Genomic DNA, 22788 nt, shown 5'->3' with positions numbered 1-22788 from the left:
TTGCGCCTAGCGGATGTTGAGCAGATCGCCTTCGACCTGCGAAAGGTTGCTTGTGATGATGACCTCGCCCGGCTTCAGCCCGGAGAGGATTTCGACCTGACGCGGGTTGCGCCGACCGACTTCGATGGTGCGACGGCGCGCTTGGGAGCCGTCCGCATCCACCACGAAAACACTGTTGCCGCCCTCGCTCAGCCAGCCGCCCATCGGGACGACCACGGCGCGGGTCGCGGCGCCGAGCTGGATGCGGACATCGAGCGTCTGCCCGCGATTGAGCCGCGCAGCTGCGGGGCCCGCGAACGCGAGTTCCACGCGGAAACGACCATTGCTAACCGTCGGCAGAACCTTGGCGACGACCAGCTTCGCGCCTTGCGCCGTCTGGCCAGTCTGGCCCGCGCGCAAGCGGCCGAGGTAGAACTCGTCAACCTCGGCTACCAGCTTCCATTCGCTTTCGCTGTCGATCTGTCCGGCCGGATCGCCCGCGGCGAGGGTTTGCCCGGGTTGCAGCGTAAAATTGGTCAACCTGCCGCTGCGCGGTGCGCGGATCGTGAGGGCATCAAGGCTGGCTCGCAGCGCGCCAAGCGTACCTTGCAACCGCCCACGGGTCTGATCGAGCATCGCCCCCTGAGCAGCCGTGAAACGGCTCTCCGAGGCCAGCCCCTGCTTGAGCTCCTCGACCCGGCCACGCTGGAATTCGACTTCGGCGACATAGCGCTGGATGCCTGCATCCGACAGGAACCCGCGCTCGTGCAACTGGCGGCGCGCATCATATTCGCGCGTCGCCTGTACCAAATCATACTGCGCCTGCGACAGCTGCGCCTGACGGTCAGCCCGGCTGCGGGCAATGCCGAGGTTCTCGCTCGCAACCCCGCCCAGCTGGCTGGCGATCTGCGCTTCCTGCGTCATCACCTGCAAGCGCAATTCGGGATTGGCGAGCTGCGCCAGCGGCTGGCCCTGCGTGACCAGCGCGCCGTCCTCGACCAGCAGCGCCTCGACCTGTCCGCCGCTCATCACGCCCACCAGCGTCGTCACCGCTGGCGCGACCTCGGCGCGCACCGGCAGGTAGTCCTCGAAACGGGCGAGTTCCACCGGGCCCGTCACGATGCTGTCGGCATTGATGTCCGCCGATCCGCTGGCGGGAATGACCGACCACAGCGCCGCCCCCGTCAGCAGCACGGCGAGGGCAATGAGCAATTCCCGCCGCATCCACCACTTGCGGCGCGTAGGGGCAATCGCACGATCCATCCCGCCCCCCGGCGATGGAGGTGGTGGGGGCGGCGAAGAAAGATTTGCGTCTGAACCGGTTTCGTCCATCATGATTGCACTATCGCTCAACCAAGCTGAATTACCTAAACCCCTATGAAACCTGCAAATTCTTCTGCCACTGCCAAGGGCGACCGTTCGGGTTCGGACAGACTGTCCGGTTCCGGACAGTCGGATCGGGCGTCAAGCGCCACGGCGCGGACGATTCTGCTGATCGACGACAATGACGATGTCGCCCGCGCGGTTGAAATCGCCTTCCGCATGGCCGGTCACAGTGTCGAGCGCGCCCCCAATGCGCAGGATGCCTATTCGCGGTTGGCGCTGCGCCGGTTCGATGCGATCATCCTCGATCTCAACTTCACGCCGGGCAAGACCGACGGTTCGGAGGGGCTGGCGTGCCTTGATCGCATTCTGGCTGACGATCCGGGGGCCTGCGTGGTCCTGCTGACGGCGCATGGCGGCGTGCGCATTGCTGTCACCGCGATGCAGGCGGGCGCGCGCGATTTCGCCGTGAAGCCGTGGAGCAATGCCGATCTGGTCGCGAAGGTCGAGGCGGCGATTGCCCGCGCGCCGATGTCGAATGCCGGGCCTGCGCCTGAGGCAGGCGCAGCTGGGGAGGCTCGCACGGCCGCGCCCGCGCAACCTGCGAGCTTGCTGGGCGAATGTCCTGCCATCGCGGAATTGCGCGACTTGATCCACCGGATCGGGCCGACCGACGCGGGCGTTACCATCACCGGGCCATCGGGCAGCGGCAGAAGCCTCGCCGCTGCGGCGCTTCACGCATCGTCGCCTCATGCGGCACAGGACGCCGTGCAAGTCGATCTCCGGGACGCCTCGCAATGGGAGCGATTGCCAGACATTCGCGGCACGCTGATCCTGCGTCACCCGGATCGGCTGGACGATATCGCGCAGCAACGCCTGCTCGCTATCCTGCCGGCAAACGCGCGCCTCATCGCCATCGTCGATGATCCTGAGCGGATCGTCCCGGCGCTGCGGCGGCGAACCGCAGTGGTCGAGCTGAAAGTTCCGCCGCTCGCCGAACGCGGCGAGGATGCGGTGCTGCTTGCCCGGCATTTCCTGCGCCTTGCTGCCGAACGGCATGGCCGCCCGCTGCGCCCGCTCAGCGACGGCGCGGTGGAGGCGATCCGGGCGGCACGCTGGCCCGACGAGGTGCGCGGTCTCGCACTGGCGGCGGAGCGCGCGGTGCTGCTGGCAGATGGAGAAACGATCGGACCGGAGGCGTTTGCTGCGGCTACCCCGCCTCCCGCGATTGCCGCGCTTGGAAGCAGCCCGGCAGCCTCGGCAAAATTCGATCTCGATCAGACCGAAAAGGCCCTGATTCAGGCGGCGCTGCGCGAATATGGGCACAATATCAGCCATGCCGCGCAGGCTCTCGGCCTCAGCCGGGCGAGCCTCTATCGCCGCATGGAACGTCATGGCCTCTAGTCGCGGCCTTCGGGCGATCGGGCTCGCCGGAGGCATGGCGCTCGCGGCGGTGGCCGGCGCACTGGCTTGGCAAGCGGGCATGTGGGGAGCCTTTACCCTGTCGTTGCTGGTGGCGGCATGGTTCGCCGCGTCGCTCTACGGACAGGCGGCGCGCTCCTCGGTCGGAGCCACCACGCTTGCCGAGCCCGCCTCAGGCCCAGCCCCCGCCGAGACTGGTGCCTTGCTCCACAGGCTCCTGCTCGATGCCGCCCCGACCCCGCTGGTGGCGCTGCATCACGATCACGCCCGCGCGCTCAACCGCGCCGCGCGGCAGATGTTCGGCACCGACGCGCGCATCCTGCCGATCCCCGGCAGCCTTGCCGACGAAGCCGCGACCCATCTGCATCACGAAGGCCGCCGCTGGCGGATCGACCGCGTTCGCGCAGACGGCGACCCGGCGGTTTCCGCCGTCGTCGCGCTGGTCGATGTCGAGAGCGAAGCCAGCCTTGCCGAGGCCCGCGCCAGCGCCGAGCTGATCGACGTGCTAGGCCACGAACTGCTCAACGGCCTCGCGCCGATCGTTTCGCTGGCGGATAGCGCGCAGCGGGCGGCGGATGCCGAACCAGTCGATCATGCCCTGCTGCGCGAGATCCTCGGCCCGCTCAAGCGGCGGGCGGAGGGGCTTGAACGCTTCGCCCGCGCCTATCGCGAATTGGCGCGCCTGCCCGCACCCACCATCCAGCCATGGGATATGGCGGAGTTCCTGCATGACCTCAGGCAGGGTTTCGTCCGACGCTGGCCGGACATCGATCTCGTTGTCGAATCGGGCCACGTGACAGCGTGGCGGTTCGACCGCGATCAGCTGTCTCAGGCGCTGTGGGCCTTGCTGCACAATGCTGCCGAAGCGGCCAGTCAGGGACCATCGGCACGGGTCGATCTTTCATGCCACGTGGAAGGCCAGCGCCTCGCTCTGGAAGTTGCCGATAGCGGCAATGGGATCGTTCCCGGGAGCGCGGATCACATCTTCCGGCCGTTTCACACGACGAAGCCGGAGGGGTCAGGGATTGGCCTTTCGCTGGCGCGGCAGATCGCCCGCGCTCACGGCGGGACGGTGGAACTCGTCGGAGCAAGACCTACGCGGTTTCGGCTTACTTTGACATGACTGCAGAATCCGGATCGCGTCCGCTAGTTTAGAGAGGTTTCCCGGCGGAAGCGGAATTGCTGAAAGCGACCGACGTACGCCGTTCCGGCGCGGTATTGGAAACGTCGGCATACCCGACATTCGGCCACTCGCAGGTCCGGCAGTTTGTGGGCAGCAACGCGCCCCAAAACCAGACGCGTGGCTGGTTGCCGGCAATTCCCGGAAGCTGCCGTTCGATAGATTTCAGATCGACAGTCGCTCAGGATCGCTCTGACAATCACACCACTCTGCCCTATCGATGGTTCGAAGAAGTTTCATGGCTGATAGCACGGTCAAGCGCACGAAAATCCAAAACCCTGTGGCGTAGTGGCGGATGGGGATCGATCACGCTACGCAGACCTGATGGTAACCATTCGCGAAGTCGCAAAGGAGGCAGGCGTTTCTGTTGCGACCGCTTCACGCGCGCTCAACGGCATGTCCAACGTCACCGAGCCGACACGGGCGAAGATCGAGGCCGTCGCGGCACGGCTCAATTACGTTCCGCATAGTGGGGCGCGCAGCCTCACGAAACGCCAGACGGATACGATCGGCGTCATTCTTCCAGATCTTTTCGGCGAGTTCTTTTCCGAACTCATCCGCGGGATCGACAAGGCCGTCCATGCCGAAGGCAAGACCTTGCTGCTAGGCACGATGCACGGACGGCAGGAGGAGACGGCGCAAGCCATCAGGGCGATGCGCGGCCGGGTCGACGGGCTGATCATCATGCCTCCCGAAACGGTTGCCAAGACGCTCGACACCGAACCGCTCGTTGCGTTTCCCATCGTCATGCTCAACGCCCCGCCCAAAGGCAGCACCCTGCCCTTCGTCAGCATCGACAGCAGGGCCGGAGCGGAAATGATCACGCGCCATCTGATCGAACGCGGTGCGCGAAAGATCGTCCATATTTCCGGGCCGGCAAACAACCGCGACGCGATCGAGCGCGCGGCCGCGTTCCGCGATATCATGAAAGCGGAACTCGGCATTGCGGATCCCGTGATTCTCCCGGGCGATTTCTGCGAGGGTTCTGGCGAAAAAGCGATTGTCGCCCTGCTCACCTCGGGCATTGCTTTCGATGCCGTGTTCGCGGCCAATGACGTGATGGCGGTCGAGGCCATGATGAGCCTGCGTGACGCCGGCTACGCAATCGGCACGGAGGTGCTCGTTGCGGGGTTCGACGATATCCCGCTCGCCCGCTACGTCTCTCCGGGCCTGACGACGGTACGGTCCGAAATCACGAAACTCGGCGAAGCCGCCGCGCGTACGCTGCTCGCATTACTGAAAGGCGAACTCGACGAAGAGTCTCACGGTACGGTGATCGTGCCGCGTCTTGCAGTAAGGGGCTCGACGGCTGGACGAGACGAAGCCGCCTGATCCCCTTCTGCGTCCAGCCATCCACCCTTGAATCCGGCCCGAGCCAGTCCGCGGCGGATATGGGGATTTCGGCGCATGACCTCCCACACGAGACCGCTGCGGTGGTTTTCCATCATCGCAATTATCGGTCCCTGATCGATGCCGAGGTGGTCGTTGGCGATCCAGCCCAGTTGCGGATCGACGAGACCCGAACGCGAATTGGCATCGACAAAGGTGAAGCTTGGATTGAAGGCATCGCGAAAACCGTAGGCTGTATACAGCTTATCGCCGTAGAATGCCTTCATCGCCATCAGGGTATGGATGGTTTCGCGGGGGGCGAAGGGCACCGATCCGCCAGCGGCGGTGGGCACGATGGTGCCATCATCGACGATGCGCTCTGCGGACACTCCGCGAGCGCGATAGGCGAAGAAGCTGCGCAGCTCTCCCCCAACGTGATACTCTCTGGTGGAATCCTTCGGGCCATCTGATGCCGTCCAGCCCCAGATGTCCGCGCTATAGCCCTTCCATCGATTGGGATTATTGATCCCGTAGGCGCGCTGTGCGAGCGTCGCGCGGCGGCTGTTCTCGAAATAGTCGATGCCTTTTGCGCGCATAAAATCGTCCTGGATGCCACGGAAGTCGATCCAGACATGGCTGTATTGATGGCCGAAAAGTGGTTCGAACTGCAGATGCTCGTAGCCGTAGTACGTGCCCCAATGTTGCTCCAGAAGCGGTGCCCACCCCTCGTCCCAGGCATCGCGCGTAACGGGGTGCGTCGGCGAGGCCAATGCCAGAACGTAGACGAGCATACCCTCGTTATAGCCAACCCAGTCGAAGGGTTCCCAGCCGCGCTCAGGCCGCCAGCCCATGCTGATACCTTGCGAGTTCTGGAGGTTCTGCGCCTGCGTTCCGGTATTGGGACGCCGTGCCCATTCCCAGTCGACACGGCGATAGATGCGCTCGGCCAGATCGCGAATTTCCATCTCCACCGGGTTGGCGCGATCGAAATAGCTCTGCGCGAAGAGTGCACCCCCCAAAAACAGCGTTGTATCGATCGTGGAGAGTTCCGTCTGCGCGAAACGCGTGCCGTCTTCGTGCCGCAGGAAGTGGTAGAAAAAGCCGCGATAGCCGGTCACGCCCCGTGGTGCGGAACCCTGCGGCGCGTTCCAGTAAAAGCGCAGGCAGTCGCGGGTCCGCCGGGCGGCCTCTGCCCGATCGACGTAGCCTCTTTCGGCGCCGATGCCGTAGGCAGTCAGGGCAAAGCCCGTCGCCGCGATCGAGGAAAACGTGCGGGTTGGCCAACGATCAGGCGCAAGGCAGCGTTCGGTGTCGGTCGTGTCCCAGAAATAGCGGAAGGTTCGCTCGGTAAGTTCCTCGCTGAAAGCCTCCGTTTCTAGCTGCGTCGCGTGGACCGCCGGCGTCATAGCCGGTGTCGCAAGCGGCGCGCAGGCAGGGGTGATGCCGACAGCGATAATCGCTGCCACCACCACCGCCTTGCGCAAGAGCGACCCCGCGTTGATCGTCACGACGCGTGCCGATCCGTCAGAACTGGTATCTGGCTCGGACTTGCAAGCGGCGCGGCAGGGTCTGCACAAAGAAGCCTTCGATGCCCGGATCCAGCGGATCGGTCGCGCTGGTGAAGCCATCGAAGCCGCCGTAATTGGCGTTGTCGAAGACGTTGAACACATCCAGCGCCAGTTCCATCTGGTGACTGCCGCCCAGCTTGAACGTCTTTGCCAGCGTGACATTGACTTCGCAGAACTGGAAGATGCCATCGATGCAGGTCTTCTCCGGATAGGCGGAGGTAATCCGCAGAGCCCCATTGTCGAACCCGTCTGTCGCATCGACCACCTGATAGGCGCGTCCGCTGCCGAAGGTAGACAAGGTCGAGAACCGCAGGCCCCAAAGAAGGTCGACGATCCCCGACAGTACGAGGCGGTGGCGCTCGTCACCCGGCCTTGCCCGGAATCCGTATGAATCCGGCACCGTCCCGTCCAGACTGAACAGGTCGTTGCCGTTCTGCGCACCCCGGCCGAACGTATAGGCCACGTTCACTCCGTAGCCGTCCTTTTCCTTGTATGGCTTGTCGAGCGTGACGTAGAGCGCACGGTAATTCGTCCTCAGCCCATCGTTGCCGATCAGCACGTTCGAATAGCCAAAGGGAACCACCGGCGACGTATCACAACAATTGCCGAGGCCCCCGTCCCGGCGTGTGGCAAACAGGTTGGTGTAGCCGTTGCGTCCGTTCTGATAGGCACCGGTGACCGTCGCGGTCCAGTCGCCAAACGTGTGCCGGACACCCAGCGTGATCTGATCGTTGACCGGCGGGCGTGCGTTTTCAGGCACTGCGAACAGTTCGGGCAGCCCCGAAGTCGACGTGTTCCTGAGCTCGATCAGGCCCTCGCGGGTGAGATAGCGCGGGTCCCACGCCACTGTCGGCAGCCCGTTGCGCGGGCTTCCGTCTTCGGAAAAGCGAAAGACGCCGATGGGATTCCGCAAGCGCGAGATCTCGTCCACGGTATTGCTGAACGTGTTGCGATCGTAATAGCGGCCCGCGCCCCCGAACAGCACCCAGCTGCGATCACCGGTAATGTCCCACGAAAAGCCGAAACGCGGCGCAAAGGCACCCAGAAACGGTTTGCGCTCGCTCCCGTCCGAGATGTAGTCTTCCGGATCGAAATAGAACGTCGTCGGCAGTGCGCGCAGCGCCGCCGCCGCGCTGTCCGGCGTCACATAATCGTTGTTGAAACCATTCGTTTCGTAGTCCCAGCGCAGACCCAGATTGAGCTCAAGCCGGTCGGTCACCTGCCAGTCATCCTGCACGTAAAGGCCGATGATGGTGTTGGAGGTTTCGATCAGCGAGTTGCCGAGCCCCAGTCGCGCTTCGGCCGGAAATCGGAAATCGAGATCGTTCGCTGCGTCGACGAAGAAGGTATAGCGGGGCTGAACGAAAGACCGGTTGTCGAACTCGACATTGAGGATCTCGAGGCTTCCGCCCACCTTGAAGGTGTGATCGTCGAGGCCGTTGTAGGTGAAATCGTTGCGGATCGTAAAGCCGCGCTGCTGTTCTCGGCGGGTCGAATCCTTGCCCCCGAACGTGATGATGCCGAGATACTCGAATTGCGGCAAATCCGGATTCAGTGACGTCGGATTGAAGACATAGTTGAGATAGCTGGCGCGGAATTCGTTGACGAAGCTGTCGCCATTATACGTCCAGTTCAAAAGCGCGCTGTCGACACGGTTCTGCTTGTCTTCGGCGGCCTCGAACGAAGTGGTCCCGCCAAAATTTTGGATATCGGTTTCCTCGCGGCGGTTGAACGAGAGGTCGATCACGCTGCGGCTATCGGGAACGAAGGTCAGCTTGCCGAAGTAGAAATCCCCACGGAACGGACTGACGAAACTGCCCTCGAGTTCGCTGATGCTGCGGCCGGAGCTTTCCTCGACTGCCTCGCGCAGGGCGGGAGAACCTCCGGCGATCACATTGGACGCGCGATCCTGATCGTTGCCCTCGTAAGAGCCGAAGAAACAGCTTGTCCTTGATGATCGGCCCACCTAGTGCGCCTCCGTACTGAACCCGCTTGAAGTCCGGCTTGGGAATTCCGAAGCGCGCGTTGATCGCATCGATCTGGGTCAGGCTGTCGTCGGTGTATTGGCCAAAGATCTCACCGTGGAACTCGTTCGTGCCCGAACGGGTCACGGCGGTGATGATGGCCGAGCCAGCTTGCTCGTATTCCGCCTTGTAGTTCTGGGTCAGGACGCGGAATTCCTGCACGGCCGTCTGGCCGAAGGGATTGCCGCGGCTGTTCTGCTGCCCCGCGATACCGCCCTCACGCAGTTTGTTCTTGAGGCTTACCCCGTCAATGAACACGTTGACCTGGCTTCGCGTGGACGCACCCGCCTGGATGCCGCGATCGGATTCCCCGTCAAGATATGTGACGCCCGGCGCCAGCGCGGCAAAGGCGAGAAAGTTGCGATCCGTCTGCGGGAGGTTTTCGATCTGCTCGCGGGTGATGTTTGTGGCGACCTCGCCTCCCTTGGCCTCGCGGATGCGACCGGATGTGACGATGATCACGCTCGTCGTATCCGAAGGGTCTTCGCTCTGGCCTGCGACGCTGGCTTCGGCAGCGTCGAAATCGAGAACCGTATCCTGCGCCACCAGAAGGGTGATCTCGTCCGTGCTCGTCACCCCCTCGGCGGTCTGCAACTCGAGACGGTACGTTCCCGGTCGAAGGGAGGTGAAGGCATAGGTGCCGTCGGGATTGACGCTCACGGTGCGCCGGACGCCGGTCGTGGTCTCGACGGCGGTAACCGAAGTCACGCCTTCTCCTGAGATCGTGCCGCGAAGCGAGGCGCTTGTTTCCTGGGCATGCACTGGCGCCGCCAATCCTGTCGCGAGTGCGCATCCTGCCACGCCGAAGGCCAATGCAGCCGCGAGGTCGCGAAGCGGACGACCACGGATATTCTGAAGATCGAACATGTTGATTTTCCTCCCCGGAATTGCCGGATCATTGCTTGATCCGTGCGATTCGAATGCCCTTCGGAAAGAGCTTGTAACCGGTTACAATGGCCTTGTATAGCTGGACGAGTCGGACCGCCGAGCCCATGCGTGCACCGTTGCCCGCCTGGCAATCAGGCGGCACTCGGGGAGGGAAACGTGCGAACCATCAAGGCAATCCTTTGCGCGAGCGCCATCATTCTTGCGACAGGCGTTGCGGCTCAGCCTGTTGCGCACGATGATTCAGCAGCGGTCGAGATCGTGCCGGCGCAGCCGGATTGGGCGAAGAGCGATCCGGAGATGGACCGCTATCTCGACGACCTGATGTCGCGGATGACGCTGACCGAGAAGATCGGGCAGATGACCGTGCTCACCAGCGACTGGGATTCGACCGGCCCCAGCATTCGCCCGAATTATGTAGAAGACATACGCGCCGGCCGGATCGGTGCGATCTTCAACGCCTATACGGCAGATTACACCCGCGAACTTCAGAAGCTGGCGGTCGAGAATACGCGTCTCAAGATCCCGCTCCTGTTCGGGTACGACGTCATTCACGGCCATCGGACGATCTTCCCGATCTCGCTGGGCGAAGCGGCGAGCTGGGATATTGACGCGATCCGCAAAGCCGCACGCATTTCGGCGACCGAGGCGGCTGCGGAAGGCATCCACTGGACCTTCTCGCCCATGGTGGACATCGGCCGCGATGCGCGCTGGGGGCGTGTGTCCGAAGGAGCCGGCGAAGACACCTTTCTGGGGAATGCGATAGCCCGCGCCCGGGTGGAGGGCTATCAGGGCGAAGACCTGCGCGCTGTCGATACCGTCCTGGCGACGGCAAAGCATTTTGCCGCCTATGGCGCGGCGCAGGCCGGACGCGACTATCATACCGTCGACATGTCCGACCGCACCTTGCGCGACGTCTATCTGCCGCCATTTCGCGCAGCGGTTGACTCGGGCGTCGCAAGTTTCATGACCGCCTTCAACGAGGTCGACGGGGTGCCCGCGACCGGCAGCCAATATCTCCTGTCAGACATCCTGCGCGGCGAGTGGGGTTTCGACGGCTTTGTCGTGACCGATTACACCTCGATCAATGAAATGGTGCCGCATGGCTATGCGCGCGACCTGCAGCAGGCTGCCGAACAGGCGGTGAATGCCGGCGTCGACCTCGACATGCAGGGCGCAGCATTCATGGAGCATCTGCAGCAGGCTGTTGACGATGGTCATGTCGATGAAGCCACTATCGACCGCGCGGTCCGCCGAGTCCTCGAGGCGAAATACCGCCTCGGCCTGTTCGACGACCCCTATCGCTATTCCGACAGCGCGCGCGAGAAGGCGACTGTCTATCGCGACGATTTTCTCGAAGCCGCGCGCGACATGGCACGGCGTTCGATGGTTCTGCTCAAGAACGAGGGCGATGTGTTGCCACTTGTTGGCAACGGGCGATCCATTGCTGTCGTCGGCCCCCTTGCCGACAGCAAGGCCGACATGATCGGCAGCTGGGCCGCTGCGGGCGATCGCGAGACCCGTCCGGTGACGGTGCTTGAAGGTCTGAAGGCCCGCCTCGGCAATTCGGCCACGATCTCCTATGCCCGCGGCGCCGACTACGATTTCAACGCAGCGGGAAGCACCGACGGCTTCGATGAGGCTCTGGCGGTCGCGCGCGATGCGGACGTAATTGTCGCCGTGATGGGCGAGCGATGGGACATGACAGGCGAGGCCGCAAGCCGGACGTCGCTAGATCTGCCAGGCAATCAGCAGGCACTGCTCGAACGGCTCGTAGCGACGGGTAAGCCGGTGGTGCTTGTGATGATGAGCGGGCGGCCCAATTCGATCGAATGGGCCGATGCGAACGTGTCGGCCATCCTTCACGCCTGGTATCCGGGAACGATGGGGGGGCATGCGGTCGCCGACGTCTTGCTGGGCGATTACAACCCGTCCGGCCGATTGCCGATGACCTTTCCGCGCAATGTCGGACAGGTGCCGATCCACTATGATATGAAGAATACCGGTCGCCCGATCGAGCTTGGCGAACCCGGCACGAAATATGTTTCGCGCTATCTCGATACGCCCAATTCGCCGCTCTACCCGTTCGGCTATGGCCTCAGTTACACCGAGTTCGCATATTCCGCGGTCGCGCTGAGCGCGGAGCAGATCGGACCGAACGACACGCTGACCGCCAGCGCGACGATCACCAACACGGGTAGGCGCGCAGGCGAAACCGTTGCTCAACTCTACGTGCGTGACCTTGTCGGATCCACGACGCGTCCCGTTCAGGAATTGCGCGGGTTCGAGAAGTTCGCGCTTGAACCGGGGGAGAGCCGCACGGTGTCGTTCACCCTGACGCCTGCCGACCTCGCCTTCACCCGCGCGGATGGTTCGTTTGGATGGGAGCCCGGCGCGTTCCGTTTGTGGATCGCTCCATCATCCGGCGCGAACGCCAGCGTCCCCGTCGAGTTCAACGTTTCTCGTCCCTAGAGAGCCCCCGAGAGATGCTGAAAAGCGTGGCAGCGATCGCGGCTGAAGACGCAAAACTGGAGAAGAGGTCTCGCTCGAGTGCCACTCGCTGAACTATTCGATTTATTTTCGGTTATCAATTTTAGCGGTGGCCGAGGAGGGACTCGAACGCCCGACACGCGGATCACGCTGTCGCGTCATTGGTGGGATTTGAACCGACCTCAGAAACGCGTTCTCACCGTCACCCCATAGGTTGCCGGGTCACTGATGAACGACGCCCGCGCACGATTGCCCAGCGCGCCGCGCAGCGGGACCGTGAAGGTGCCGTTGCGGATACGCTCATCGAAGATGTTGTTGCCCCAGATCTCCAGCGCCCAGCGTCCGTTATCGATGTTGATGCCGGCGCGCAGATTGACCCTGATATTGGCCTCCTGAATATCGCCCGGCAATGGCAGATCCGGCCGCAGGACTTCGGTGGGAAGCGTCGATGTGCGCCGCGCACTTTCATAGCGTGCATTGCCCGTCAGGAAGACATCGAGCCGGTCGGAAACGGGCCGTTCGTAAGCCCCGCCGAACACGATCGTCCAGTCGGGCGCATTGGTAAGTGAGGCACCACACAGCGTCGCAACGTTTGGCAGGAAGCCCGGCGCAGTGGGATCGAGCTCGGCACAATCATTCGGATAGCGCGCATCGGTATAGGTGACGGCAAGATTGGCCGACAGGTGATCGGACACCTGCGCCTCGCTCTCGATCTCGAAGCCGGTGCTGCGCGCCTTGTCGACATTGAAGGTGGTGAACTGGATGCCGGTGAAGTCGAGCACCTGAAAACCGCTCAGGTGCTGGTCGAACAGCGCCACGTTGACCCGTGCCCGGCGATCGAACAAATCGGCCTTGAGCCCGATTTCGTAGGCATCGACCTTTTCGGAACCAAAGCGCGGGTCCCTGCCGCCGACCGCAGCCGAGGCATCAAGATTGAAACCGCCGGATTTGAACCCGTGGGTAAAGCTGCCGTAGAGCGTGATCGCGTCGGTCGGTCGGTAGGTAGCGTTGAGAGTATAGACCAGTTCGTCGTCCTTGAAGGTCTGGTCGAATTCGCGCGGCAACAGCGCCTGCGCCAGTGGATTTGCCGCAAGCGCCGGATTGATCTGGCCTAGCCTTCCAAGGCTGGGTGCAGCGAAAACGAAGCAGTTCAGACCCACCCCGGCAACGCCGAGGAAATTGCCCGCCCCTGCGCCCAGCGTGCCGAGGCAGGCATCATGTTCGCCGTCCAGTTGGGTGTAGGAACCGCCCTTGGTTTCCTCGACATAACGCAGGCCGATCGTGAAATCGAGATTGTCGGTGATCGCAACAACGTTGTGCGTGAAGATCGAAAAGGAATCCCCGGTCTGGTCATAACGGTTGATAGCGAAATCACCGGTCGCATCGACCCCGCCAGCGGTCAGAAACAGCGGATTGGGCTGGAGCGGCACAGCGCCAAGCAGACCGCCGCTGACCCCGGCCTGAAACTGGTCGAGCAGGGTCAACGAAAGCTGCTGGCTGATCCGTTCCCACGAATAGTAGCCGCCGATCAGCCAGTCGAGCCGGCCTTCGAAGGCGTCGCCCTGCAACCGCAGCTCATGCGTGGTGGTCTTGATCCGCGTGGGATTGTTGCGCGGCTCGAAATTCTGGCCACCGAGCGCGCGCGCCTGATCCGAGGCACCCGCAGTGAACAGGCGCAGCTGGGTGTAGTCGGTTTCCAGCGAGGTGCGGAATTCGAAATCGCGGTAGGACCCCACATAGGTCAGCGCGCCCAGCGGGGTATCGACATTGTATTCGGCCGAGATGCCCCAGGTTTCGAACGGGGTATCGAACTGGCCGTCGTTGGACCTGCGGCCGTCTAGCGCCGTATCGCCGACATTCGGCGCGCCGCCGTCTGCGGGCAGGCCGAAAGCAGGGAAGTTGACGCTCGTCCCGTCACGCACCCAGATCGCATGGCAGCAGCTGTCATCGCCTTCGGTGTAGTCGCCGATGATCCGCAGATCGCCCGCTGATCCGAAATCGAACAGCACCTGCCCGCGCAGCACCAGACGCTCGATCGAGTTGCTCTGCACCCCGGTCGGGCCGGTGATGTAGCCATCACGGTCACGCACCGCCCCTGCGAGGCGAAGCCCGATCTTGTCGGTCACCAGCGGAAGGTTGATGCCGGCCTGAAGGTTAACGAGGTCGAAATTGCCGTAGGTGGCGTTGGCGAAGCCATCGACCCGGTCGAGTTCGGGCTTGCGGGTGCGGATGTCGAGCGCACCGGCAGAGGTATTGCGGCCAAAAAGGGTGCCCTGGGGCCCGCGCAATACCTCGACCCGCTCGATATCGAGCAGGTCGCCAAGCGCAACACCCGGCCGCGAGAGATAGACCCCGTCGAGATACACGCCGACCGCGCTTTCAAGCCCGGCATTATTGCCGGTGGTGCCGATGCCGCGGATGCGCAGTGTGATGCCCCCCGTGGTGGTGCCGGAGGCATTGAGGTTGAAGCTCGGAACCACCGCATCGAGCGTGGTGATGTCCGCCACCCCCGCGCGGTCGAGGACCTGAGCGCTGATCGCAGTAACCGCGATCGGCACGTCCTGCACATTATTGGCGCGCCGGGTGGCGCTGACGATGATCGTCGGAAGCTGTCCGTCAGCCTCTTCCGCATCCTCCGGACCGGCTTGCTCCTGCGCCTTGGCGAGCGCGGGCGAGGCAGCCAGCGTCAGCGCCGATGCCCCCGCGAACAGCAAGCGGGCCGATTGATTCTTGATGTGCATGCGCCTGGTTCCTCTCCACATCACCCGAGGCTTTTTGCCTCGCGGCCCTATCCCGAAACAGAGCCGGGATTGGTGTCATGTCGAGAATCTAACAGTGGGGCCCGGCAAGGAATGTCTTATTTGCGACATTTCAGTTGCCGCGCGTCCTGCCCTGCAAGTCGCTATAAGGGATCAGTATTCGCCGGTCTCACGCTTCAGCCAAGCCATCAGCATATCGAGATCGCACATTTCGATCGCGCCATAGTTGCGCTTGATGATTCGCAGGTTCTCAAGCTCGGTCAGCGCGCGGTTCATGGAGGCGCGCGACAGGCCGATGGTCGCGGCAAGATCGGCCTGCTTGAAGCGCACCCTCGGTTTGGCCGGTGGTGGCGGCGTAAGGATCAGCAGGAACTTGGCCACGCGCGGCACCAGCGGCAGGATGCGGATCGCATGGAGCATTTCCAGCAGGATGTGCGAACGCATCAGCGTGGCGCGCATCAGGGCGCCGAGATAGTCCGGTTCCGCCGCACCGAGTTCCAGAAAGGTGCGCGACGGGATGCGGATCACAGTCGTCGGCCCGACGGCGGAAATGTCGTGGCTGAGCGGCAGCTCGGTAAACACGGTGAATTCCCCAAAGGAATGCCCCGCACCCAGAAAAGAGGTGAGGATGAATTCTCCATCCGCGCCGTAGATCCCGGCCCGCGCCGCGCCGCTTTCGATAATCGAGAGGCCCGGATCGGTATCGCCGCGACTGTGAATATATTGGCCGTCCGACAGCTTGCGACGCTGACCAGCGGCTTTCAGCCGCGCGATCTGATCGTCGGAGAGGAAGCTCAGAAACGGCTGCGGACGGAAGCGGAAAAGATCCATCGGTGCACAATGTTGCATTTTCGACATTTACTTCCAAGCCATCCTGTTAGGCTCATCAAAATCCGCACGCTGCGGCGTGCCCGGTCGCATCACTTTTTTGCAGATGCGCAAACGGAAGATCAGCGATGATGAGGTTCTGCTTGGTTATGGCGATCTCGGGATTGTTCGCAGGGTCGATGGCAAACGCGGGCGAGAGCGATCCGAAGCAGGCGCATCCCGATTGCCGGCCCGGCACCTTGCCGGAGGCCGAGGCTGCCGAGCGCGTCTACCGCCTTACACTCCCGCTCTATGAAGTCTGGCGCACGCGCCAGCAGATGCTATCGCGACCCGGCACGCGGACCAATTACCTGCTGCACCGCACCACCCTTTCGCAACCGCGCGACCGGTCTATCACCATGCCGAATACCGACACGCTGTATTCGACCGCGTGGCTCGATCTGGCGGGCGGCCCCCTTCGCCTGACGATCCCGGCGATGGGATCGCGCTATCATAGCGTCGAATTGATGCACCCGTTCTCGGATGCCTTTGCGATCCTTCGCAACGAAGAGCAGCGGGATGCGCGAGACTTTCTGATCGTGGGGCCCGACTGGAACGGCAATACGGGGCCGCAGGAAACCGTCATCCGCTCGCCAACAAGGGACGTCTGGCTGGTGGCCCGCACCTTTGTGGCGGGAACAGGCGACCTGCCGAAGGCGCAGCGTTTACAGGCCTCTTACCGCCTTTCGGGGGGCAACGGCGCAGACGGCGGCGACACCGCCGAGGTTGAGGCGCCGATCCCCGCACGTCCCGATGGCAGCCAGTTTGTGGCGACCGTCAATGCAGCGCTGGCACGTGGGCCAATTCCGCAGGGGCTCGCAGAGCGGTTTGATTGCCTTGCCCTTGCGCTAGGCTGGGAGGCCACCACCTCCGCCGCGCCGCGGATAGATCCAGCGATGGGAGCGGTATTCGATCGCCATCTGTCACGGCTCTACGACGAGACGAGCCAAGCTCTGGCGAAATCCGGGGTGCTGCGCAATGGGTGGCGATATCCGCAACCCAACATCGCCGCATTCGGATCCGACGACGCCTATCGCAGCGCGATTGCTCTGGGAGGGCTCGCCGCGCTTCCGGTGTCGGAGGCCATCAACCCGCTGACGTCCGAAGACTCCGATGGCGTCCCCCTTGTCGGCTCATCGCGCTATCGGCTGGTGATACCCGGCGACGTTCCGGTCGATGCCTTCTGGTCGCTGACCCTCTACGAGAGCGATGGCACTGGTCGCTGGTTCCTGTACCAGAGCCCCATCGACCGTTACTCCGTCACCAGTTTGACGAATAATATCAAGACATCGCCCGACGCAGCCATTGTCGTTGATATCTCACACGAAGAGCCGAGCGATCAAACCACCTGGCTTCCCGCCCCGCCGGGACATTTTCTGCTCGTGTTCCGCGCTTATCGGCCCCGTGCGAGCTTTGCTGGCGGATCGTTTTCACTTCCTGCTGTAATCAGGATCGAGGCCGACTGATCGCACGTTCTCGCCGCGGATCATCTTCGTCCAGACCGATGAGCTTGCACGGAAACGGCTGCCACATCCCATGCCAGTGGCGGGAGCGCCTTATCTATCAATCGGGAAAAAGTGGTAGCGGAGGAGGGACTCGAACCCCCGACACGCGGATTATGATTCCGCTGCTCTAACCGGCTGAGCTACTCCGCCCCATGGGCATCCGGCAGGTCTCGCGGCCGGATTCGGCACCGGGTGTCGGCCCGGGCGAGGCGCGCACTTAGGGCGCAGGGGGCGCTCGGTCAAGCCCTCGTTGCAAGCCAACGGCTAGAGCCGCTCGCGCCCCCGGAAAGCGCTGGTTTTGAGGTGCTCCCACGGGCCGCCGCAGTAGCGCCACAGCTCCAGCGCCGGGAAGCGGAAGCGCGGCTTGGCGATCCACGGTGCCAGCACGGGCGCGAGGCTGGCCTGCAGCGCCCGTGCCTCCTCCTTCGTTACCTTGTTCTGGATGGTGATATGCGGGCGCGGCTCGTGAAGATCCTGCGCGGTCAGGCTGCCGTGGAAATGCTCGGCGATCATCGCCCTCAGCGCGAGCAGGGATGGCGCTTCGAGCGCGATCGCGGTGCCCTTGCCCAGATCCATCACCCCCTTCACCGCCCCTTCGGGCGCAGCGAATTCGCGCGCGAGGCGCGGCAGCACATCGCGCAGTTCTTCGAGCAGCGAGGGCGCGAAGGCGTGGAAGAGGGTGACGTGAGCGCGCAGGAAATTGCGCTCGGGCGGGAAATGCGCGCGGCGCAGGCCTTCGGCAAAGCCCGCCAGATCGGGCGGCAGCGCGGCGGTGAGGATGAAGGGGTTGGGCACCAGCGGGGTTTGGGCACAGAGCGATCCCGGATCAAGTCCGGGATGACGTTGATGTATGGTCGCGCAGGCGAACCGCGCTCCGCCCCCTACATCTCGCCCCGTTCGCGGCGGATCGCGTACCACTTCGCGACGTTGGCGTCGTGCTGTTCGAGCGTGTCGGCGAACCAGTGCCCGCCGGTGCCGTCGGCGACCATGAACAGCGCGCTGGTCGTCTCCGGGTTCATCACCGCCGCGATGCTGGCACGGCCCGGATTGGTGATCGGCCCTTCGGGAAGCCCGATGCGGGTGTAGGTGTTGTAGCCGTTGACCGCGGCGATCTCGGACTGCTTGATCCGGCGGCCGAGCGGCTTGCCCTTGGTGATCGGGTAAATGATCGTCGGATCGGCCTGCAGCTTCATGCCGATGCGCACGCGGTTTGAGTAGAGCCCGGCCACCATGCGGCGCTCCTCGGGCTTGCCGGTTTCCTTTTCCACCACCGAGGCGAGGATCAGCGCATCGCGCATCGTATCGACCGCGATGCCGGGCGCGCGCTTTGCCCATTCCTCGGCCAGTGCCTTATCCATCGCGGCCTGCATCTGCTCGACGATGCTCTTGCGGGACTGGCCGCGTTCGAAGCTGTAGGTGTCGGGCAGGATCGAGCCTTCGGGCGGCACGTCGACCTCACCCGTCAGCAGCTCCTCGCCCATCAGGCGCTCCCACACGAGGATCGAGGGCATGCCCTCAGGAATGGTGACGAAGCGGCGGATCACGTCGCCCGACTGGAAGGCGGCGAGGATATCGCCTTGGTCCATGTCGGGAGTGAGCAGGAACTCGCCCGCCTGAATCGGGGTATCGCTGCCGAACACGCGGGCCTGCAGCACGAAGCCGGAGGCCGAGGAGATCAGCCCCTCGGCCTCGAGCTTTTCAGCCACGCTGGCGACCGAGGCACCGGCGGGGATCGTGAAGGGCGTGTCCTTGGCGATCGTTGCCGAGCCAAGGAAAGTCCACGCCAGCACCAACCCGGCTGCCGCCAGACCGACAAGCGCCAGCAGCCACCGGGCGGGTCGCATGGATCTTAGTCGACCTTCTGCATGATGATCGAGGCGTTGGTGCCGCCGAAGCCGAAGGAGTTGTTCAGCACGGCGCGCACTTCGCGCTTCTTCGCCACCAGCGGCACCAAGTCGATACCCTCGGTGCCCTCGTCGGGATCGTGGAGGTTGAGCGTCGGCGGGACGATTCCGTCGCGCATCGCGAGGATGCAGAAGATCGCCTCGACCGCGCCCGCGCCGCCCAGCAGGTGGCCGATCGCGCTCTTGGTGGAGGACATCGACGCGCCGCCAAGATCGTCACCCAGCACCCGCTTGATCGCGGCGAGTTCAATGGTGTCGGCCATGGTCGAGGTGCCGTGGGCGTTGATGTAGTCGATATCGCCAGGGCCGAGGCCGGCCTTCTTGAGCGCCATGCGCATCGCCAGTTCAGCACCGCGCCCTTCGGGATGCGGAGCGGTGACGTGATAGGCATCGCCCGAGAGGCCATAGCCGGTGACTTCGGCGTAAATCTTCGCGCCGCGCGCCTTGGCCCGCTCGTACTCCTCGAGCACCACCACGCCCGCGCCCTCGCCCATGACGAAGCCGTCACGGTTCTTGTCGTAGGGACGGCTCGCCTCGGTCGGGCGGTCGTTCATGCTCATGTTGAGCGCGCGCGCCTGTGCGAAACCGGCGATGCCGAGCGGGTTGATGGTGCTTTCCGCCCCGCCCGCCAGCATCACGTCGGCATCGTCCATGGCGATCATGCGCGCGGCATCGCCGATCGAGTGCGCGCCCGTGGAGCAAGCGGTGACGACCGCGTGGTTCGGGCCCATGAAGCCGTACTTGATCTGCACCTGCCCGGTGATGAGGTTGATCAGCCGTCCGTGGACAAAGTGCGGGGAGACCCGGCCCGGACCGCGTTCGTGGAGGTTGACGCTCTCGATCTCGATTCCCGGAAGGCCGCCGATCCCCGAACCGATCGAGCAGCCGGTGCGCTCCTTCTCGGCCTCGGTCATGTCGGTCAGGCCCGCATCTTCCAGCGCCTGCCCGGCCGCATCGATGCCGTAGACGATGAAGGGATCGACCTGACGCTGCACCTTGAAATCGACCCGCTTGTCGGCGTCGAAACCCCAGGGGTGATCCTTGGGCTTCACCTCGCAGGCGATGGTGCATTTCTGGTTCGAGGCATCGAAACGGGTGATCTGCCCCGCCCCGCTTTCCCCTGCGATCAGATTGGCCCACGTCGTTTCGACATCGGCTCCCAGCGGGGTGACGAGGCCAAGCCCGGTTACAACCACACGGCGCATATTCTTCTCCAAAACGCACAACAGGCCCAACCCGTTCGGGCTGAGCCTGTCGAAGTCCCGTGGTTTCTTCAAGCGCTAGGCGAGCAGGAAGAACGGCCCCCAGACAAGCTCAGGGCAGACGGGAGGCGTGGGCAATCAGCCCTTGTGCTCTTCGATATACTTGGTCGCATCGCCGACGGTGGCGATCTTCTCGGCCGCATCGTCGGGGATTTCGACGCCGAATTCCTCTTCGAAAGCCATCACCAGCTCGACGATGTCGAGGCTGTCTGCGCCCAGATCATCGATGAAGCTTGCATCCTGAGTGACCTTATCGGCTTCGACGCCGAGATTCTCGACGACAATCTTGGCCACCCGGTCGGCAATATCGCTCATGTCATTCCCTCTTGAACTGGGGTTAAAATGGTCGCTCCCGCCCTAATGAACGCTGGGGGCAAGCGCAAGTGGGCTTGCAGTGCGCTGCCCACAAGGGGCTGACGCGCCGCGCGCCCGATTAATGATCAGGCGCCGTCCTTCTTCGGCGGCTCGACGACGCGCAGATGCAATTCGCGCAAGGAGCGCGGCTCGGCCGGGCTCGGCGCGCCCATCAGCAGGTCTTCGGCGCGCTGGTTCATCGGGAAGAGCGAGATTTCACGCAGGTTCTTCGCGCCGCACAGCAGCATGATGATCCGGTCGACGCCCGCAGCCATCCCCCCGTGCGGCGGCGCGCCGTACTGGAACGCGCGATACATCCCGCCGAAGCGTTCTTCCACATCAGCTTGCGTCAGCCCGGTAATCTCGAACGCCTTCACCATCGTTTCGGGCTTGTGATTGCGGATCGAACCACTCGCGATTTCGAAGCCATTGCAGACGAGGTCGTATTGATAGGCCTTGATGGTGAGCGGGTCCTGCCCTTCAAGCGCCTCGATCCCGCCCTGCGGCATGGAGAAGGGGTTGTGGCTGAAATCGACCTTCTTCTCGTCCTCGTTCCATTCGTAGAACGGGAAATCGACAATCCAGCACAATTCGAAGCGGCTCTCGTCGATCAGGCCAAGCTCCTCGCCCACGCGAATGCGCGCGGCGCCTGCCAGCTTGGCGGCATCGGCTTCCTTGCCTGCGGCGAAGAACAGCCCGTCGTTTTCGCCAAGGCCAAGCTCGGCATAAAGCTCTGCCATGCGTTCAGCGCCGTGGTTCTTGGCGATCGGCCCGCCGAATTCGCCGCCCTTGCGGGTGACGTAGCCGAGACCCGCATAGCCTTCCTTGCGCGCCCAGTCGTTCATGTCGTCGAAGAACTTGCGACTCTTCTCGTGGGTCGCAGGCGCGGGAATGACACGCACCACGCCGCCACTGCCGACGATCTTCTCGAACAGGCCGAAGCCCGACTGCGTGAAGTGCGAGGACACGTCCGAAATGATCAGCGGATTGCGCAGGTCGGGCTTGTCCGAGCCATACTTCAGCATCGCCTCGTCATAGGGGATGCGCGGGAATTCGCCGGCTGGAGTGACGGACTTCTCGCCAGCAAACGCCGCAAAAGTGCCCTGGATGACGGGCTCCATCGTCTCCCACACTTCTTCCTGCGTCACGAAGCTCATTTCGAGGTCGAGCTGGTAGAACTCGCCCGGCAGGCGGTCAGCACGCGGATCCTCGTCGCGGAAGCAGGGGGCGATCTGGAAATAGCGGTCAAAGCCCGCCACCATCAGCAGCTGCTTGTACTGCTGCGGCGCCTGCGGGAGCGCGTAGAACTTGCCCGCGTGGATGCGGCTCGGCACGAGGAAGTCGCGCGCGCCCTCGGGGCTGGAAGCCGTCAGAATGGGCGTCGAGAACTCGTTGAAACCCACAGCGTTCATCCGCTGGCGCATCTCGGCGATCACCGCCACGCGGGTCATGATGTTCTTGTGAAGCGTCTCGCGCCGCAGATCGAGGAAGCGGTACTTGAGGCGAATGTCCTCGGGGTAAGGCTGCTCGTCGGCGACCGGCATCGGCAGCTCTTCGGCCGCGCTCTGCACGGTCACGCCGCGCGCAAAGACCTCGATTTCGCCTGTGGCGAGGTTCGCATTGGCGGTCCCCGCGGCGCGCGCCTTCACGGTGCCTTCGATCGTCACGACGCTCTCTACGCGCAGACCTTCGAACACCGGCAGCGCCGGGCTGTCGGTGTCCGCGACAATCTGGGTGATGCCGTAATGATCGCGCAGGTCGATGAACAGCACGCCGCCATGGTCGCGCTTGCGATGGATCCAGCCCGACAGGCGGACGGTCTCGCCCACGTGATCCGAAGAAAGCTGTGCGCAAGTATGCGTGCGGTAGGGGTGCATCTAAACTCTTGTCCTGTTGGCAGCTATAACGCTAGGGCGCGCGGGCGCATTCGGAGCCTT

16 protein-coding genes and 1 tRNA gene are annotated in these 22788 nt (G+C 63.6%); 5 read left to right on the top strand and 12 right to left on the bottom strand.

Going from position 1 to position 22788, the window contains the following annotated elements:
• Positions 1–6: 6 nt before the first annotated feature.
• The gene (locus BZF59_RS10900; RefSeq protein ID WP_245806118.1) at positions 7–1203 is read right to left on the bottom strand and encodes an efflux RND transporter periplasmic adaptor subunit; all 1197 of its coding nucleotides are present in this window, start codon (positions 1201–1203) and stop codon (positions 7–9) included.
• Positions 1204–1356: 153 nt separating this feature from the next.
• Between BZF59_RS10900 and BZF59_RS10895 the strand changes: the two genes are divergently transcribed.
• The 3 genes from BZF59_RS10895 (at position 1357) to BZF59_RS10885 (ending at position 5236) form a co-directional block, all read left to right on the top strand.
• Positions 1357–2706 (top strand): sigma-54-dependent transcriptional regulator, encoded by a 1350-nt coding sequence (locus BZF59_RS10895; protein WP_086608256.1) that lies wholly within the window; start codon positions 1357–1359, stop codon positions 2704–2706.
• Entirely contained in the window at positions 2696–3847 is a 1152-nt protein-coding gene (locus BZF59_RS10890) for a sensor histidine kinase (protein ID WP_086608255.1), read from the top strand. Before BZF59_RS10895 ends, BZF59_RS10890 begins: the two co-directional genes overlap by 11 nt.
• Before the next feature lie 381 nt (positions 3848–4228).
• A complete protein-coding gene (locus BZF59_RS10885) occupies positions 4229–5236 on the top strand; it encodes a LacI family DNA-binding transcriptional regulator (protein ID WP_086608254.1) in 1008 nt (335 codons plus the stop codon).
• Here BZF59_RS10885 and BZF59_RS10880 read toward each other — a convergent pair.
• From BZF59_RS10880 to BZF59_RS16430, 3 genes are read right to left on the bottom strand one after another with little or no spacing between them, the layout of a single operon-like run.
• A complete protein-coding gene (locus tag BZF59_RS10880; protein ID WP_245806117.1) occupies positions 5167–6741 on the bottom strand; it encodes a glucoamylase family protein in 1575 nt (524 codons plus the stop codon). The genes BZF59_RS10885 and BZF59_RS10880 overlap by 70 nt on opposite strands.
• Before the next feature lie 16 nt (positions 6742–6757).
• On the bottom strand, positions 6758–8548 hold the full coding sequence (locus tag BZF59_RS16435) for a TonB-dependent receptor (protein ID WP_245806134.1): 1791 nt from the start codon (positions 8546–8548) through the stop codon (positions 6758–6760).
• Between the two features lie 7 nt (positions 8549–8555).
• On the bottom strand, positions 8556–9692 hold the full coding sequence (locus BZF59_RS16430; protein ID WP_245806116.1) for a TonB-dependent receptor: 1137 nt from the start codon (positions 9690–9692) through the stop codon (positions 8556–8558).
• 129 nt (positions 9693–9821) lie between these two features.
• Here BZF59_RS16430 and bglX point away from each other — a divergent pair, with 129 nt between their 5' ends.
• Positions 9822–12182 carry a beta-glucosidase BglX gene (gene bglX / locus BZF59_RS10870; protein WP_245806115.1) on the top strand — a complete coding sequence of 787 codons (2361 nt, stop codon included), beginning with the start codon at positions 9822–9824 and terminating at the stop codon, positions 12180–12182.
• A 200-nt stretch (positions 12183–12382) separates the two neighbouring features.
• Here the strand turns inward: bglX and BZF59_RS10865 are convergent, their stop codons facing one another.
• A complete protein-coding gene (locus tag BZF59_RS10865) occupies positions 12383–14941 on the bottom strand; it encodes a TonB-dependent receptor (RefSeq protein WP_158094299.1) in 2559 nt (852 codons plus the stop codon).
• A 171-nt stretch (positions 14942–15112) separates the two neighbouring features.
• The gene (locus tag BZF59_RS10860) at positions 15113–15790 is read right to left on the bottom strand and encodes a Crp/Fnr family transcriptional regulator (protein ID WP_158094298.1); all 678 of its coding nucleotides are present in this window, start codon (positions 15788–15790) and stop codon (positions 15113–15115) included.
• Positions 15791–15915: 125 nt separating this feature from the next.
• Between BZF59_RS10860 and BZF59_RS10855 the strand changes: the two genes are divergently transcribed.
• A complete protein-coding gene (locus BZF59_RS10855; protein WP_086608249.1) occupies positions 15916–17292 on the top strand; it encodes a DUF1254 domain-containing protein in 1377 nt (458 codons plus the stop codon).
• A 112-nt stretch (positions 17293–17404) separates the two neighbouring features.
• Here BZF59_RS10855 and BZF59_RS10850 read toward each other — a convergent pair.
• The 6 genes from BZF59_RS10850 to aspS all read right to left on the bottom strand — a co-directional run bounded on the left by BZF59_RS10850 (position 17405) and on the right by aspS (position 22728).
• A tRNA-Met gene (locus BZF59_RS10850) sits at positions 17405–17481 on the bottom strand.
• A 114-nt stretch (positions 17482–17595) separates the two neighbouring features.
• Complete coding sequence (locus BZF59_RS10845; protein WP_086608248.1) at positions 17596–18126, bottom strand: 2'-5' RNA ligase family protein; 531 nt, start codon at positions 18124–18126, stop codon at positions 17596–17598.
• Positions 18127–18212: 86 nt separating this feature from the next.
• Positions 18213–19175 (bottom strand): endolytic transglycosylase MltG, encoded by a 963-nt coding sequence (mltG, locus tag BZF59_RS10840; RefSeq protein WP_086608247.1) that lies wholly within the window; start codon positions 19173–19175, stop codon positions 18213–18215.
• 5 nt (positions 19176–19180) lie between these two features.
• Positions 19181–20440, bottom strand: coding sequence for a beta-ketoacyl-ACP synthase II (fabF, locus tag BZF59_RS10835; RefSeq protein ID WP_086608246.1), 1260 nt, complete (start codon positions 20438–20440; stop codon positions 19181–19183).
• Between the two features lie 135 nt (positions 20441–20575).
• Positions 20576–20812: an acyl carrier protein gene (locus BZF59_RS10830; RefSeq protein WP_086608245.1), complete on the bottom strand. Its 237-nt coding sequence runs from the start codon at positions 20810–20812 to the stop codon at positions 20576–20578.
• A 125-nt stretch (positions 20813–20937) separates the two neighbouring features.
• Entirely contained in the window at positions 20938–22728 is a 1791-nt protein-coding gene (gene aspS, locus BZF59_RS10825) for an aspartate--tRNA ligase (protein WP_086608244.1), read from the bottom strand.
• Positions 22729–22788 lie beyond the last annotated feature (60 nt).

It is taken from the genome of Erythrobacter donghaensis, assembly GCF_002155425.1.
GTDB lineage: Bacteria > Pseudomonadota > Alphaproteobacteria > Sphingomonadales > Sphingomonadaceae > Erythrobacter > Erythrobacter donghaensis.
Note: the sequence above shows the minus strand (reverse complement) of the source record. Positions and strands in the feature narration are given on the sequence as shown.

Bases quoted from the DNA above. Each gene is read 5' to 3' on its own strand.
- BZF59_RS10900 (WP_245806118.1), bottom strand. From the start codon at position 1,203: ATGCGGCGGGAATTGCTCATTGCCCTCGCCGTGCTGCTGACGGGGGCG.
- BZF59_RS10895 (WP_086608256.1), top strand. From the start codon at position 1,357: ATGAAACCTGCAAATTCTTCTGCCACTGCCAAGGGCGACCGTTCGGGT.
- BZF59_RS10890 (WP_086608255.1), top strand. From the start codon at position 2,696: ATGGCCTCTAGTCGCGGCCTTCGGGCGATCGGGCTCGCCGGAGGCATG.
- BZF59_RS10885 (WP_086608254.1), top strand. From the start codon at position 4,229: ATGGTAACCATTCGCGAAGTCGCAAAGGAGGCAGGCGTTTCTGTTGCG.
- BZF59_RS16430 (WP_245806116.1), bottom strand. From the start codon at position 9,692: ATGTTCGATCTTCAGAATATCCGTGGTCGTCCGCTTCGCGACCTCGCG.
- BZF59_RS10865 (WP_158094299.1), bottom strand. From the start codon at position 14,941: ATGCACATCAAGAATCAATCGGCCCGCTTGCTGTTCGCGGGGGCATCG.
- BZF59_RS10860 (WP_158094298.1), bottom strand. From the start codon at position 15,790: ATGGATCTTTTCCGCTTCCGTCCGCAGCCGTTTCTGAGCTTCCTCTCC.
- BZF59_RS10855 (WP_086608249.1), top strand. From the start codon at position 15,916: ATGATGAGGTTCTGCTTGGTTATGGCGATCTCGGGATTGTTCGCAGGG.
- mltG (WP_086608247.1), bottom strand. From the start codon at position 19,175: ATGCGACCCGCCCGGTGGCTGCTGGCGCTTGTCGGTCTGGCGGCAGCC.
- fabF (WP_086608246.1), bottom strand. From the start codon at position 20,440: ATGCGCCGTGTGGTTGTAACCGGGCTTGGCCTCGTCACCCCGCTGGGA.
- BZF59_RS10830 (WP_086608245.1), bottom strand. From the start codon at position 20,812: ATGAGCGATATTGCCGACCGGGTGGCCAAGATTGTCGTCGAGAATCTC.
- aspS (WP_086608244.1), bottom strand. From the start codon at position 22,728: ATGCACCCCTACCGCACGCATACTTGCGCACAGCTTTCTTCGGATCAC.